At 43.9% G+C, this 14,902-nt stretch carries 11 protein-coding genes; 1 reads left to right on the top strand and 10 read right to left on the bottom strand.

Translation table 11 applies throughout. The features are described 5' to 3' along the window. Positions 1 to 243: 243 nt before the first annotated feature. A complete protein-coding gene (locus tag BJR36_RS08835; protein WP_207648841.1) occupies positions 244 to 534 on the top strand; it encodes a DUF1294 domain-containing protein in 291 nt (96 codons plus the stop codon). Between the two features lie 489 nt (positions 535 to 1,023). Here the strand turns inward: BJR36_RS08835 and mscL are convergent, their stop codons facing one another. The 10 genes from mscL to secD all read right to left on the bottom strand — a co-directional run bounded on the left by mscL (position 1,024) and on the right by secD (position 14,895). Continuing rightward, positions 1,024 to 1,458, bottom strand: coding sequence for a large conductance mechanosensitive channel protein MscL (gene mscL, locus BJR36_RS08830; RefSeq protein WP_091232924.1), 435 nt, complete (start codon positions 1,456 to 1,458; stop codon positions 1,024 to 1,026). Between the two features lie 138 nt (positions 1,459 to 1,596). Then, on the bottom strand, positions 1,597 to 3,402 hold the full coding sequence (gene aspS, locus BJR36_RS08825; RefSeq protein ID WP_091232921.1) for an aspartate--tRNA ligase: 1,806 nt from the start codon (positions 3,400 to 3,402) through the stop codon (positions 1,597 to 1,599). 77 nt (positions 3,403 to 3,479) lie between these two features. Further along, a complete protein-coding gene (hisS, locus tag BJR36_RS08820) occupies positions 3,480 to 4,736 on the bottom strand; it encodes a histidine--tRNA ligase (RefSeq protein ID WP_091232917.1) in 1,257 nt (418 codons plus the stop codon). Between the two features lie 113 nt (positions 4,737 to 4,849). Beyond that, positions 4,850 to 5,521, bottom strand: a complete 672-nt coding sequence (locus BJR36_RS08815; protein WP_242875507.1) for an HD-GYP domain-containing protein — start codon at positions 5,519 to 5,521, stop codon at positions 4,850 to 4,852. A gap of 13 nt (positions 5,522 to 5,534) precedes the next feature. Continuing rightward, entirely contained in the window at positions 5,535 to 7,028 is a 1,494-nt protein-coding gene (gene hemZ / locus BJR36_RS08810; RefSeq protein WP_091232914.1) for a coproporphyrinogen dehydrogenase HemZ, read from the bottom strand. 10 nt (positions 7,029 to 7,038) lie between these two features. Beyond that, positions 7,039 to 7,674, bottom strand: a complete 636-nt coding sequence (locus BJR36_RS08805) for an MBL fold metallo-hydrolase (RefSeq protein ID WP_242875506.1) — start codon at positions 7,672 to 7,674, stop codon at positions 7,039 to 7,041. A gap of 30 nt (positions 7,675 to 7,704) precedes the next feature. Next, on the bottom strand, positions 7,705 to 9,975 hold the full coding sequence (locus tag BJR36_RS08800; protein ID WP_242875508.1) for a RelA/SpoT family protein: 2,271 nt from the start codon (positions 9,973 to 9,975) through the stop codon (positions 7,705 to 7,707). 214 nt (positions 9,976 to 10,189) lie between these two features. Then, positions 10,190 to 10,714 carry an adenine phosphoribosyltransferase gene (locus BJR36_RS08795; RefSeq protein WP_091232908.1) on the bottom strand — a complete coding sequence of 175 codons (525 nt, stop codon included), beginning with the start codon at positions 10,712 to 10,714 and terminating at the stop codon, positions 10,190 to 10,192. A 208-nt stretch (positions 10,715 to 10,922) separates the two neighbouring features. Then, positions 10,923 to 12,683 carry a single-stranded-DNA-specific exonuclease RecJ gene (gene recJ, locus BJR36_RS08790; protein WP_091232905.1) on the bottom strand — a complete coding sequence of 587 codons (1,761 nt, stop codon included), beginning with the start codon at positions 12,681 to 12,683 and terminating at the stop codon, positions 10,923 to 10,925. A gap of 67 nt (positions 12,684 to 12,750) precedes the next feature. Then, entirely contained in the window at positions 12,751 to 14,895 is a 2,145-nt protein-coding gene (gene secD / locus BJR36_RS08785) for a protein translocase subunit SecD (RefSeq protein WP_091232902.1), read from the bottom strand. Positions 14,896 to 14,902 lie beyond the last annotated feature (7 nt).

Raw genomic sequence — 14,902 nt, 5'->3', positions numbered from 1 at the left:
TTTTACATTATATCATAGAATATTTAAGAATGAAATACTACAAAACCAATTTAGGACTTTAACACATTAACATTGCAAATTTCTTTGCCGGTTTGTTTAATTTTTATAACTAAACAGTGATGGTTGACGCAGGCCCTCTATTTTTGTATACTGAATTACCGGCTGTCTTCATACAGGTCAAACTTTTTGGCTTTGCCGGCAGAAACTCATTCTTTTTAATGATCAGATACAGGAGAATTGCAAATGATATCAGAACATATTTCAACCTGGCTGCTTATATACCTGTCAGCTCTGAACCTGGCTGGGTTCATTTCTATGGGCATCGATAAGCACAAAGCAAAAAACAAACTCTGGCGGGTTCCTGAGGCAAGACTTTTCGGAATTGCCATCCTGGGCGGCAGCATCGGGTCAATCCTTGGCATGCGTACATTCCGCCACAAGACAAAACATACATCCTTTACCATCGGCATGCCTGTCATCCTTCTTCTTCAGCTTACTGCCGCTGCCGGATATTTCATTGTATTCAGACCCTGAACGGCTTCCTGCTTATCCCTGGGGGATAACTGTCAGGAATGCCTGAAATGGACGCAAAAAGGCCGATCCTGAAATCCCCTTAATTTCAGAACCGGCCTTTTTGCCGCATTTTTTTCGTTTATATCTTTCAATACTCCCCAGTATTAAAAAGCTTTATAGTTCCCTCTCTAATAAAGCTTCTAAAACGAATCGTGTTATGAAGCCTGAACAGCATAATACCTTCACTTTACAGTTTTCAGATCCATATGCACATTATAATGCAAAGACCCTAAACGAACCCTAAATCAAATGCAATAAAATACAGTTTGCTATAAACTTTTAAAGATATTTGCCGATATACGGTTGGAATATTATCTTTTCACGAACCGGGATGCAGCTGTTCAGCATTCAACATCGTGTTACTGAGTAAATAAAAAAGACATGCTTCGCATATTTTCAAATGCAAAGCATGCCTTTTTTATTGCGAAAAATCGCCTCTGGCAGACTTCTCTACTTAAGCTCGGATGTACAGTTCGGGCATCTCGTCGCCTCTAAAGGAATTTCAGTAAAGCAATGAGGACATTTCTTCGTTGTCACGACGACTGCCTCCTCTTCCTTCTTCCTCAGCTTTGTAATAGCCTTTACCAGAAGGAATACCACAAACGCAAGTATGATGAAATTAATCACGCTTGTTATGAAAACGCCATAATTAATGGTTGCAACTCCGGCATCTGTTGCTGCCTGAATTGTCTCATATTTGTTTCCATCCATTGCGAAGAAAAGATTTGAAAAATCAAGTTTTCCAGTGAACAGGCTTATAATCGGCATTATGATGTCTTTTACAAGCGATGTCACAAGTGCTCCGAATGCGGCACCGATGATAACACCGACTGCCAGGTCCACCATATTTCCTTTTAATGCAAATTTCTTAAATTCCTTCAGCATACTCTCATCCTCCTGTTTCTAGTAGTTGTTCATTCACTTAGGCAATTTAATACATTTTTAACTCTAAACCTATTATACCCTTTTTTTTTGGAAATGTCCTGCTTTTCCTTGATAATCATAAAATGACAGGCAGTAGGGTTACTGTTCTGTAGTTGCCTTTTCTTTCAATGCAAGTGCAATTTCAAGCTCTTCAAGCTGTTTCAGGTCTACAACGTTCGGTGCATCTGTCATAAGGCATGATGCATCCTTTACTTTAGGGAAAGCGATTACTTCACGGATGCTGTCTTCCTTTGTCATCAGCATGATAAGACGGTCAAGTCCGAAAGCAAGTCCTGCGTGAGGAGGCACGCCGTATTTGAATGCATTGAGAAGGAATCCAAAACGATCATAAGCATCTTCCTTTGTGAAGCCGAGAACTTCAAACATCTTTTCCTGTACGTCGCTCTGGTAGATTCTGACACTTCCACCTCCGAGCTCTGTTCCGTTAAGGACGATATCATAAGCCTTCGCACGCACTGCTCCAGGATCGCTGTCGATCAGTGCAAGATCTTCATCCATCGGCATTGTGAACGGATGGTGCATAGCTGAAAAACGATTCTGTTCTTCTGACCATTCAAGCAGCGGGAATTCGGTTACCCACAGGAAATTGAACTGGTCTTTGCTGAGGAGATTTAAGTTTCTTGCAATTTCAATCCTTAAGTTTCCAAGAACATCAAATACCACCTTATTCCTGTCTGCAGCAAATAAGAGAAGATCTCCCGGCTTTCCGTCCATGGCAGCAACAAGCTCTGCAAGCTCTTCTTCCGTCATGAATTTTGCAAATGAAGATTTATATGTTCCATCCTCATTGATTGCAAGATAGGCAAGACCTTTTGCTCCAAAACCTTTTGCAAATTCAACAAGCGCATCTATTTTCTTACGAGGCATTGCGCCTTGTCCTTCAGCGTTGATACCGCGTACGGATCCGCCATTTTCAAGCGCGCCCGTGAATACCGAGAATCCGCATCCTTTTACAACGTCAGATACATTCTTCAGTTCCATTCCGAACCTGGTGTCCGGCTTGTCAGAACCGAAACGGTCCATAGCCTCTGCATATGTCATCCTCTGGATCGGTATCTGGATATCCATTCCCATTGTTTCCTTGAACACATATGCTAAAAGCCTTTCGTTCACATCGATTACGTCATCGATATCTACGAATGAAAGCTCCATATCCACCTGCGTGAATTCAGGCTGCCTGTCAGCCCTTAAGTCCTCATCCCTGAAGCATTTTGCTATCTGGAAGTATCTGTCGTATCCCGAACACATAAGCAGCTGTTTGAAAAGCTGTGGCGACTGGGGAAGCGCATAGAAGTTTCCCGGATGAACACGGCTTGGAACAAGATAATCTCTTGCTCCTTCAGGAGTGCTCTTCTGAAGTATCGGTGTCTCGATTTCCAGGAAGCCTTCGTTTGCAAGGAATGACCGGAACGCTACAGCAGCCTTGCTTCTTAAGATAAGATTTTTCTGAAGGTCGGGCCTTCTCAAATCAAGATAACGGTATTTCAGCCTCAGTTCTTCCTTCGTTGAACTTCCCTCTTCAATTGGGAACGGAGGCGTCAGTGCTTCTGAAAGGATTCTCAATTCAGTTGCACGGATTTCAATGTCGCCTGTTGCAAGGTTTTCATTTACTGCCCCTGAGCGCTTTTCAACCGTTCCGACTATAGCGACAACGAATTCGCTTCTTAATTTTCCAGCTTTTTCAAATCCATCTTTCCCGATATCGTTTTCATCGAAAATGATCTGTAAAAGACCTGAGCGATCTCTTAAATCCACAAATATTAAACTTCCTAAATTTCTTCTTTTCTGTACCCAGCCCATAACTGTAACGGTGTCTCCGATATTTGCATTCGAAACTTCCGTACATCTGTGTGACCTGTGTAAGCCTTTCATTGATTCTGCCATGTCTGTACCTCCGTTTTTATGTTTTTCCGGAGCGGGTAGTTCCCTCTCCGGTTTTTGATTTTATTTACTGCTACTGACTAGCAATTCCCGCCAGCTATATATTCGCTGATTCTGTCAAGCGCAACTTCTGTCTGTTCTCCGGTTTCCATATCTTTTATTCTCGCAAGATTATTTGCAAGCTCATCGCTTCCGATAATTACGGTTTTTCTTGCGCCGATTTTATTTGCATATTTCATCTGAGCCTTTACGCTTCTGTCCATATAATCCGTTTCAACGATTATGCCCTGGTTTCTCAGGTCATTTACAAGCTTGTAGGCTTTTGCCTTTCCTTCTTTTCCAAGGATTCCCACATATAATTCGACAGGATCCTCAGCTTCCAGCTCAACGCCCTCTTTTTCAAGGAAATAAAGGATTCTTTCGATTCCCATTCCAAAACCAACTGATGGAATGTCCTGCTTTTCGTCTATTTCATGAATCAGGCCGTCATACCTTCCGCCTCCGCAGAGGGTAAAGCCTTCGGAATTTACAAATTCGAATACTGTTTTCGTATAATAGTCGAGGCCTCTTACGATGCCCGTATCTATTTCATATGGGATTCCAAGTTCTTTTAAGAGAGCCTGGAGTTCTTCAAAATGCTCCCTGCATTCATCATCAAGATAGTCGATTGTGCGTGGCGCATCCTTGACGATTTCCTTGCATGCATCAACCTTGCAGTCAATTACACGGAGGGGATTCTTAAGCATTCTTTCCCTGCATGTCGGACATAAGTTTTCTTCATGTTCCTTCAGATAGGAAAGCAGCGCATCATTATAGGTCTGACGGCAGTTCTTGCAGCCGATGCTGTTTATATGGAGCTTTGCATCTTCCAGTCCGAAACGTTTGATCAATGTCGTTACAAGCGAAATCAGCTCAACCTCAGCCAGAGGGCTCTTTGAACCCACGAATTCCACACCAAACTGATGGTGCTGCCTTAATCTTCCACTCTGTGGTTTTTCATATCTGAATGCAGGTGTTACGTAAAACAGCTTTACAGGACCGGGATCTGCATACATATTATGCTCCAGATACGCCCTGATTGCACCCGCTGTTCCTTCCGGCTTCAGGGTTATGCTCCTGTCTCCTTTGTCGTTAAATGTGTACATTTCCTTCTGCACGACGTCAGTAGTCTCGCCGACACTTCTCTGAAACAGCACTGTGTGTTCAAAAACCGGCGTGATAATTTCCTTTATGTGATAGGCTTTTGCAAGGTCCCTTGCTATTTTTTCTATGACTGTCCTTCTGTGCATATCCTTGCCGTACCAGTCCTGTACGCCTCTTGGTGCCTGTGTAATCATACTGTTACCTCCTGAAATCTAGTATATATAAATTTACAACTATTCAGGACTATGTCCTGAATAGTTGCCTGAATCTCTACGTGATTGCCCTGTACCCCCGTCTTGCAAAACATTTAAACGGGTACATAACCGGTACTCTCGGATACCATCAGTGAATAGCCTGGCTGGTCAATGCGGATGTTTTCAATCCTGGTCACCGTCGGCTTATAACATCTTTCTATATTGAAATTTTCATCGTTTACAACTTTAAGGAATGTAAGAAAGATTCTCATATCAAAATTCTTGACCTCATCAATCATGAGTTCAACAGCCGTATCCTTGTCAAATGCCTGTCTGTAAGCCCTGTCTGATGTCAGCGCCGAAAAAACATCGCAGATTCTCATGATCCTTGCTCCAAATGGGATCTTTTCTCCCAGAAGATTATTCGGATATCCTGTGCCATCATAATTTTCATGATGATACAGGATACTTTCGAGGATAAATTCTGAATAGTCATGTTTCTTCAGGATGTCATAACTCAATTGCGAATGCATACGGATATATTTCATTTCCTCAATTCCCAGGGTGTCTTCATTCCTTCCATGAAGATACCTGGACAGTTTCATTTTTCCTATGTCATGCAGTATTCCTGCAACAGCCAATTCATGGCACTTCTCATGAGACAGCCCAAGTTCCCTGCCCATGCTGAAAGCCAGATTGCTGACGCATATCCCATGAGTAACATTATCTGTCAGATCATTGTCCAGAACCCATGCCATTTCAAGCCTCTTCTCCACAGCCGCCATTTCCATCTACTCCTTAAAACACGTTGTGCTCGATAAACGCTTGCTTGCGCTCTATCATTTCGTCAATTCGTTCAATATAATTCTTTACATCCTTGACATTTTCAATTCTTTCTATTCTGTCCTCATCCCTGAATACGATTTTAGTTGATGCTCCCGCACCGAGAGCAATAATGGGCTGTCTCTCCTCCATTATGAGGATATTGTAGAGCCCTTCTTTTCCAGGCTTTGCGTAGCCTACATTTTCAAAATTCCCCGCCATATTCTTCTGCCTGTAGAGATAATAGGGAGCCATTCCCATCTCTTTCGCAGATTTGGCCGTCATATTTATGATTTCTTCCGTATTTTCAAATTTAAGATCCTGATAGTTTTCCCATTGCATATTCAGCCTTGCAGCCCTTTTGATTGCCAGCGAATGCACTGTGATGCTGTCCGGATCAAGTTCCCTGATGGCCTCCATTGTGCGCTCCACATCGGCGAGTTCTTCTCCCGGAAGCCCTATGATCAGATCCATATTGATGTTATCGAATCCAAGACTTCTCGCCATCCGGAATGCCGCAACGGTCTCCTGGGGGGTGTGCTTCCTTCCGATTATCTCCAGTGTCTCCTGCTTCATGGTCTGCGGATTAATGGAAATTCTTGAAACTCTGTGTTCCTTAAGCACCTGCAGCTTTTCCACAGTGATACTGTCAGGTCTTCCCGCTTCAACTGTAAATTCCTTCAGTGCGCTGATATCAAAAACCGATTCCAGCTTTTCCATGAGCATCTCAAGCTGATGGGGAAGGAGGGTCGTTGGTGTTCCACCGCCTATATAGATTGTATTTAATTTTCTGTCTTGAAAAGCCTGTGCTGTAAAATCGATTTCCTTAAAGAGCGCCTCAAGATATGATTCAATTTCGTTTTCCCATTTTGAAATCGGATAAGATGTGAAAGAACAGTAAAGACAGGTGCTCGGACAAAATGGGATTCCGATATAGATGCTGTATCCGTCATCGGAGTCCGTTGCTTTCAGAATGGAAAGCTCGTATTCCGCAATCCCGACGGTAAGGCTTACCTTGTCCTTGCGGGCATGATAGGTCTTTTCCATATAGTCTTCTATTTCCTGCCTGTTTTTTCCTTCTTCAAGCATTGCCATGGGTATCTTTGTCGGTCTGATCCCTGTCAGAGTTCCCCATGGAAGCTTTTTCCCTGACTGTTTTGAAAGGATGCCATAGAGCATCGTCTTTAACTCGTTTTTAATTTCTTTGGGATCCCTGCTTTCGAAAACATGATATTCTTCCTGGAACATGATCACATCGTAAAACAGCGACATGGAGATGCTCGTTTCCTCCAAGTATACCGCCAGTGTAAAAATCAGAGGATCCGAACAGGAGTCTGCCCGTTCATGTTTCTTAAGCGGCGGGTCCTCACCCATAACGGTTACTTTTATGTTCTGTTCCGGATAGAACGCCTTTATAAGGGAGCGTATATCGTATTCAAAATCTCTTGTATTTGCTTGTACTGCTATCATAATATTACTCCTAATTAACGTATGGGTTATACTTTCTCTCATGACCGATCGTGGTAGAATCTTCATGGCCCGGAAGCACATCCACTTCATCGTCAAGAGCCATCAGTTTTTCACTCACTGACCGGACAATCTCAGAGGTGCTTCCTGTCGGAAGGTCCGTACGGCCTACGCATTCCCTGAACAGGGTGTCGCCGCTGAAAAGCACCTTCTCTTCCGGGAAATAGTAGCATACGCTTCCCTTTGTATGTCCCGGCGTATGGATTGTCTGTATTGCAAACCCTGCAAGTTCGAACTGTTCTCCATCCTTCAGGCCGATATCGGCTGTCAGGCTGTACGGAATTCCAATCTGGTTTGATGCGTTGTATCCTGGATTCCCCAGAACGTCTTGTTCTTCGTCACTGGCATAAACGCTTACCTTTGCGGCATCCCTGAGCTCCCTTGCCGCCATAATGTGGTCAAAATGCCCATGGGTCAGGAGTATCCCTTCAAGTTCAAGTCCTTTGTCTCTCAGTTTCTGTTCTATGTATGCGGCATCATCCGCCGGATCAATAACGATTGCCTTTTTTCCATCTGTTTCAGAAATAATATAGCAGTTGGTGCTTACCATGCCCAGTACTATTCTTTCTATTTCCATTTTTCCTGTCATTTATAATCTGCCCTTTCTGCCATATAACGCTTAACCGGTAGTTCTTTCAATATCTAATATGCTTTCTACCTGTCTGATCTTGTCTATGATGTAGTTTAATTCTTCTCTTCCTCTGATTTGGAAAGACATGGAGATGGTTGCAGTCCCCTGTTTGCTTGTCCTTACATTCATGGATATAACGTCAATCTTCTTTTCCGTCAGAATCCTTGAGATATCGACCAGAAGGCCTGTCCTGTTGTTGCCATAGATTTTGATTTCTGCAGTATAGAATTCCCGTCCGCCTGTTCTGTCTGGCTCTTCCCATTCTGCATCGATCAGTCTTGCCCTGTCCATATCTGTAAGGTTTATGACGTTGATACAGTCGGTCCTGTGTATGGAAACTCCTCTGCCTCTGGTTACAAAGCCTACTATTTCGTCTCCCGGCACAGGGCTGCAGCATTTTGAAAAACGAACCGCAAGGTCATGGATTCCCTTCACTACGATGCCGCTCTTGGATTTCGCAATGCGGAATTTCTCCTTGTTTTCTGTGATATTCTCAAGCACTTCGATGTCGGTGATTTCTTTCTTATGAGCCTTTTCATAGCTTTCAAGAAGTTTGTTCACGACCTGGCCTTCTTTCAGGCCGCCATGTCCGATAGCTGCAAGAACTGATTCCCAGTCCCTGAAGCCGTATTTCTGAAGGAGGGAATGCATATATTCACTCTTCGTGATATCGCTGAGTACGATTCCTTTGGTCTTACAGTACTGCAGGACCATTTCCTTGCCCTTTATGATATTGTCTTCTTTTAATTCATTCTTAAACCACTGGTTAATCTTGTTCTTAGCCTGGGTGCTTTTTACAATATTCAGCCAGTCCCGGCTTGGTCCCTTGGAGTTCTGGGAAGTAAGCACCTCTATACGGTCACCATTCTGGATCACATAGTCAATTGTAACCAGCTTTCCATTTACGCGGGCTCCTACCATCTTATTTCCTACCGCACTGTGTATGCTGTAGGCAAAATCGATAGGGGTAGATCCGTTGGGAAGGTTCTTCACATCTCCGGTCGGGGTGAAGCAGTATACATTTTCGGAAAACAGGTCAAGATCGCTCTTTAAGAGGCTCATGAACTCCCTGTTATCCGACATATCCCTCTGCCACTCCAGAATCTGGCGCAGCCAGCTTAATTTTGCCTCTTCCCGGTCTTCGACCTTCTTGCCGTCGGAAGATTCCTTATATTTCCAATGTGCCGCAATTCCGTATTCGGCAGTCCTGTGCATCTCGTAAGTACGGATCTGAATTTCAAAAGGCTGGCCCGTCGGTCCTATCAGCGTCGTATGAAGCGACTGGTACATATTCGGCTTCGGCATCGCAATATAGTCCTTGAAGCGTCCTGGAATCGGCTTATACATTTCATGAATCAGCCCCAGGACCGCATAGCAGTCTTTTACAGATTCAACGAGTACACGTATGGCAAACAGATCGTATATCTGATCCAGGGTCTTATCCTGGTTCTTCATCTTCTTATAGATACTGAAAAAATGTTTTACCCTTCCATCTACATGAGCCCTGATTCCGCCCTTTTCGATATGCTCGCTCACTTCATTGACGATGCTGCGAACAAACTCTTCCCTTGTGCTCTTTCTGAGGGCAATCTTCTCGCCCAGGTCATGATAGACTTCCGGCTCCAGGTATTTTAAAGATAAATCGTCCAACTCAATCTTGATTTTCGAGATGCCGAGACGCTGCGCGATAGGCGCATAGATATCCATCGTCTCTCTTGCTTTCTCTTTCTGTTTATCCGGCCTCATGTACTGCAGCGTCCGCATGTTGTGGAGCCTGTCGGCCAGCTTGATCAGAATTACGCGGATATCCTTTGCCATTGCAAGAAACATCTTCCTCAGATTTTCAGCCTGTACCTCAACTTTATCAAGGGAATAGGACAGCTGTCCCAGTTTTGTGACACCGTCAACCAGGAGGGCGATTTCCGCTCCGAATTCGACTGAAATCTCTTCTGTCGTCATAACCGTATCTTCAACAACATCATGCAGAAGTCCTGCAACAATTGTTTCTTTGTCAAGTTCAAGTTCTGCAAGAATGATTGCAACACAAAGTGGGTGAATAATATATGGTTCACCCGATTTTCTGGCCTGGTCCTTATGCGCATCATAAGCGATTCTATAAGCCTTCTCTATTAAGGATATATCTGCTGATGGATGGTACTTCCTGACACTGCTTATAAGTTCATTATATAAGATGTCAGGGCTTGTAAAATCCGCAGGAGCTTTAGCACGTGCCTCCACGTCTGCAGGAGTCCCTTTCATTGCATTGTCTGCCGATTGATTTTTTTGCCCTTCTGACATAGCGATCACCATTTCTATGATTTAGATAGGGCTGAATGAAGAAAATTCTGCCATTCAGCCATCAATAATTTCTTTAATTATAAATTTCTTTTTAAAAAATTGCAATTACATGTTTTTTGTCTGCAAAAGTTATCAGCCTGTGTTCCCGCAGAATCATTCCCGTTTGCCGTTCAGGCTATTTGCCTTCATAGCAGATTACTGTTTCAACATCATAGCCCTTCAGTTTATCGCGTCCGTTCAGACCCGCAAGTTCCATAAGAAACGTGATTTTCACGACTTCTCCTCCAAGAGCTTCAATCAATTTTACGATTGCCTCTGTCGTTCCGCCTGTTGCAATCAGATCGTCGATGATGACTACCTTCTGGCCTGGCTTGATGGCATCTGCATGCATTTCCAGAGTCGCACTTCCGTATTCGAGATCATATTCCATTTCAACGGTCTCTCTTGGCAGCTTTCCTTTTTTACGCACTGGCACAAAGGCTTTCTTGAGATTATACGCGATCGGCACGCCAAAAATAAATCCTCTTGACTCAGGTCCTATCACCACGTCGAAATCAACATCTTTCACCAGCTCCTGCATCGCATTGATTGCAAGCTGAAGTCCTTCCGCCTCTTCAAGGATAGATGTGACATCTCTGAAAATAACGCCTTCTTCAGGAAAATCCGGTATACTTCTTACATAATCTTCTAATTTTTTCATTTCTGTTCGCTCCTTAGAGAATCTATAATATTTATTTTTTGGCATTCCAGTGTGCATTATTAAAAATACAGAATACACAACAATGTTTTAATAGTATATCACCATAATGCGTATGCCGTAAAGACTTTTCAAGCATTAAACATAAAACGCAGAGTCTTATTAGTTACTGGTCACGGAGTGAACAGTAACTCTGATTGCTGCTTACCTCTTACTGATAATTCTGCACCACAATCTGTATGCTTTTATTTCCATTGTATTCATTTACGGCTGGATAGTATGTCACAGAAAGCCTTATCCTGTTTTCGCGTTTCTGATACATCCTCTCCAATTCCGATCTCCCGAATTTTCCGCCTACGTATTCATTGAAATTCTCTATATTGCCAAAATACATGGCATCAAGCATCGTGCCCCGCTGGTTCAGCACCTGGAGCTTCAGCACGTTCTGGTTCTTTCCAAGTATTCTCGCACCGATGACATCCAGCTCCTTCTCTGCAAACACAGGCTTTGCATTGGCCTTTCCAAAAGGCTCCAGCATGTCCAGTTCATTAATAAATTCTTCGCTTATATAGTCGATCGGCATCGGGACGTCAATCGAAACTTTGGCCGTCAGGTCCTCCTCCGTCAGCCTGCTGTATGCGTTCATGCGGCGTCTCAATTCCTCGACATTCTCTTCCGGCAGGGACAATCCGGCTGCCAACGGGTGTCCTCCAAATTTTGTAAGGAGATCCCTGCATTCCGAAAGCCCCTCGAACATATGATAAGCTTCTATGGAACGGCCCGAACCTTTAACGCCCTCCTCGCCCTTTGTCAGCACGATTGAAGGCTTGTAGTATTTTTCCCTGATACGTCCGGCTATAATTCCAGCAAGACTTTCGTGGCATTCCGGTATATAGACCACCAGTATCCTGTCTTCCTTCAGGCTGGTGCTTTCGATAAGATCCACAGCCTTTGCAAGGTTTACCTGGGTCATCTCCTTCCTGCTGTCGTTCAGCATCTTCAGTTCCAGCGCAAGTGTTTTTGCTTCTTCTGCTGTTTCTGCCCTCAGGAGGTCCAGTGCCTTCTTCGCCGTATCGAGTCTTCCGCTTGCATTGATACAGGGTCCCAGGACAAAACCGATATGGTAGGCCGAAAGGTTTTTATCTTCCAGCTGGTTTACCTCCAGGAGGGCCCTGAAGCCAGGATTTTCAGTGTTCTGAAGCCTCTGAAGCCCAGTTTTCACGAAAATCCTGTTTTCACCAACCAGATCCATTACATCGCCTACAGTTGCAAACGCTACAAATTCAATAAACTCGTGGATCTGCTCATCCCTGATGCCGCATTTCCGATAAAGGACTTCAGCAAGCTTGTATGCGACTCCTGCGCCACAGAGGTTTTTGAACGGATACCCGCAGTCTTCCTGCTTCGGATTCACGACAGCATCTGCAGATGGTATTATGTGTCTCCTGATACCGTTTTCTTCCTGATAAGGAATATCATGATGATCAGTCACGATCACATCCATTCCAAGTTCCTTGGCATATCTGATCTGTTCAACCGCTGCGATTCCGTTATCGCAGGTCACAATGGTGTCGACCCCGTCATCATAGGCAAGTCTTATGAGATTCTCATTCAGCCCGTATCCGTCTTTCATCCTGTCCGGAATATCTGTATCCACATCTGCCCCGCACCTTTCAAGTGCTGCAAGAAGGATATAGGTAGCATTCACGCCGTCTATGTCATAATCGCCTATGATCCTGATTTTTTTCCTTTCCTTTATTTTCCGCATGATTATGGAGACCGCTTTTTCCATGTCTTTCATAAGCCTTGCATCATGCAGATAGCTCAGGTCGCCGTTGAGATAGCAGTCTATAGCTTCGTCTCCTATAATATCCCTGTTCCTGATGATCCTTGCCGTTACGGGAGTGATATTGTACTTTTTCGCTATTTGATTAAAATCCGCCTTTTTCGCAGCAACAAACCATTTTTCCATGTCTTCCCCTTTTTATAAAAGGAGACTTTCACATCACAGCGAAAGTCTCCCGAATTAAGTCTTTTTACTATTTCTCGTTTTTCCTATTTTTTGTTCTGATCACGTACCATAATGCACCAGTCACACAAACCGATGAATAAGTGCCGTATGCGATACCGATCATTAACGGAAGCGCGAATTCTTTTATGGAAGCCACACCTACAAAGTAGAGGACCGCAATCGTTATGAACGTCGTAAGGTTCGTGTAGATGCTTCTTGAAAGAGTCTGGTTAATGCAAACATTCACAAGATCTTTCAAGTCGCCATTTGCCTTCATCTGAGGCAGGTTTTCACGAATTCTGTCGAATATGATGATGGTCGCATTGATTGAATAACCTACAATTGTAAGCATGCAGGCAATAAATGTTCCGCCCACCGATGTCTTGGAGATCGCATAGAATGCAAAAACCACAAGTACGTCATTTAAAAGGGCAAACATAGCACTTACTGCAAATCCCAGATTCTTAAATCTGAACCAGATATAGGCGAGCATTCCTGCGAGTGAAATGACAACGGCGATTACTGCGTCCATTCTCATTTCAGAACCAATTGTAGCGCTGATATTTTCAGTTGTAATAAGGGTTTCATCCACCCCGAAGGTTTCCGCCAGTGCTTTGCTTATCTCTGTTCTTTCATCAAGTGTCAGCAATCTCGTCTTGATGATTACAGCATTGGAATCCGCAACCTTCTGTGCCTGGATGTCTCCTTCGCTTATGATGTCCGAAATGACAGGCTTCACCTCTGCATCTATGTCCTCGATGGACATGTCTTCATTGAAGGTCACGTTCGTTGAAGTGCCGCCTCTGAATTCCATGCTGTAGTTCAGGATACTTCCGGTCTGGGATTTGTTAACTCCGAGGAATACGAATCCTGACAGAATAAGCGCAAGGGAAACAATAAAGAATACATTCTTCTTTCCTAAGAAATCGATAGTCTTCCTTTCCTTCTGCCTGCCGTAGAACTTAGGATCCGTGAATCCCAGCGCATAAAATGCATTTAACAGGGCTTTTGTAACGAACAGAGCTGTGAACATGGATAACACAACGCCCAGGCCTAATGTCATTGCAAAGCCTTTTACCGTTCCCGTTCCTTTGATTCCCAGAACCACTGCTGCGATCAGAGTAGTCACGTTACCATCTATGATTGCAGATAATGCCTTATGGAATCCCAGCTTCATGGCAGATTTCACGGTTTTTCCTGCGGTAAGTTCCTCTCTGATTCTGGCGAAAATAATAACATTGGCATCGACTGCCATACCAAGCGACAATACAATACCTGCGATACCGGGAAGAGTAAGCGTGATATCGAACAGATTCAGCATAGCAAGGGTCAGTGCCAGGTATAATGTAAGGGCAATACCGGAAACAAAGCCTGGCAGCAGATAGAATACAGTCATAAAAATGATGATAAGGACCAATCCGATTGCTCCAGCCTTGAGGCTTGTCGAAATCGCTTCCTGGCCTAATTTTGCACCTACCACGTTTGAACGGAGCTCTGTCAGTTCCAGCTTGAGGGAACCGATTCTGATAGCCGAAGCAAGCTGTTCAGCCTCTTCATAGGAGCTCATGCCGTCGATATATGCTTTTCCGCCTTCGATAGCTGACTTGACAGTAGGCGCACTGATTACCGCTTCATCATATACGATCGCAAGGGTCTTTCCGATGTTATCAGCTGTTATCTGTGCAAATGTTGCTGCCGCTTCATCCGTAAATGTAAGTTCAACAACATACTGCTTGTTACCCATGTCATCCTGGGTCGTAGCTGCCTGGGCATCTGCTATATCAGTTCCCGACAGGACTGTAGTTCCGTCTTCTGTCTGGAATTCTATGGAACCAGGTTTCCCAAGTTCTTCTAAAATCGTATTTGCATCTGATACGCCAGGAATGTCAACATTGATTCTGTTGCTGCCTTCCTGGTAAACTTCTGATTCTGTGCTATAGCCTTCTACACGTTTCTGAAGTTTATAGATCGTGTCACTCATTTCCACTTCTGTAGGATTTTCCTTTGATGCTTCATAGGTTATGCTTACGCCGCCTGCAAGATCCAGCCCCAGATTGATCTCTCTGATATTCCCCGTTTTTCCTGAACCGAACCCCACTGCTTCCATAAAGCTGAGGCCTGCTATGATGAGCACCGTGAGAATGATTATGATGATTCCTCTGCTTTTCTTCATTACTAGT

The sequence above is a fragment of the Anaerobium acetethylicum genome, assembly GCF_900096945.1.
Taxonomy (GTDB): Bacteria; Bacillota; Clostridia; order Lachnospirales; family Lachnospiraceae; genus Anaerobium; species Anaerobium acetethylicum.
Note: the sequence above shows the minus strand (reverse complement) of the source record. Positions and strands in the feature narration are given on the sequence as shown.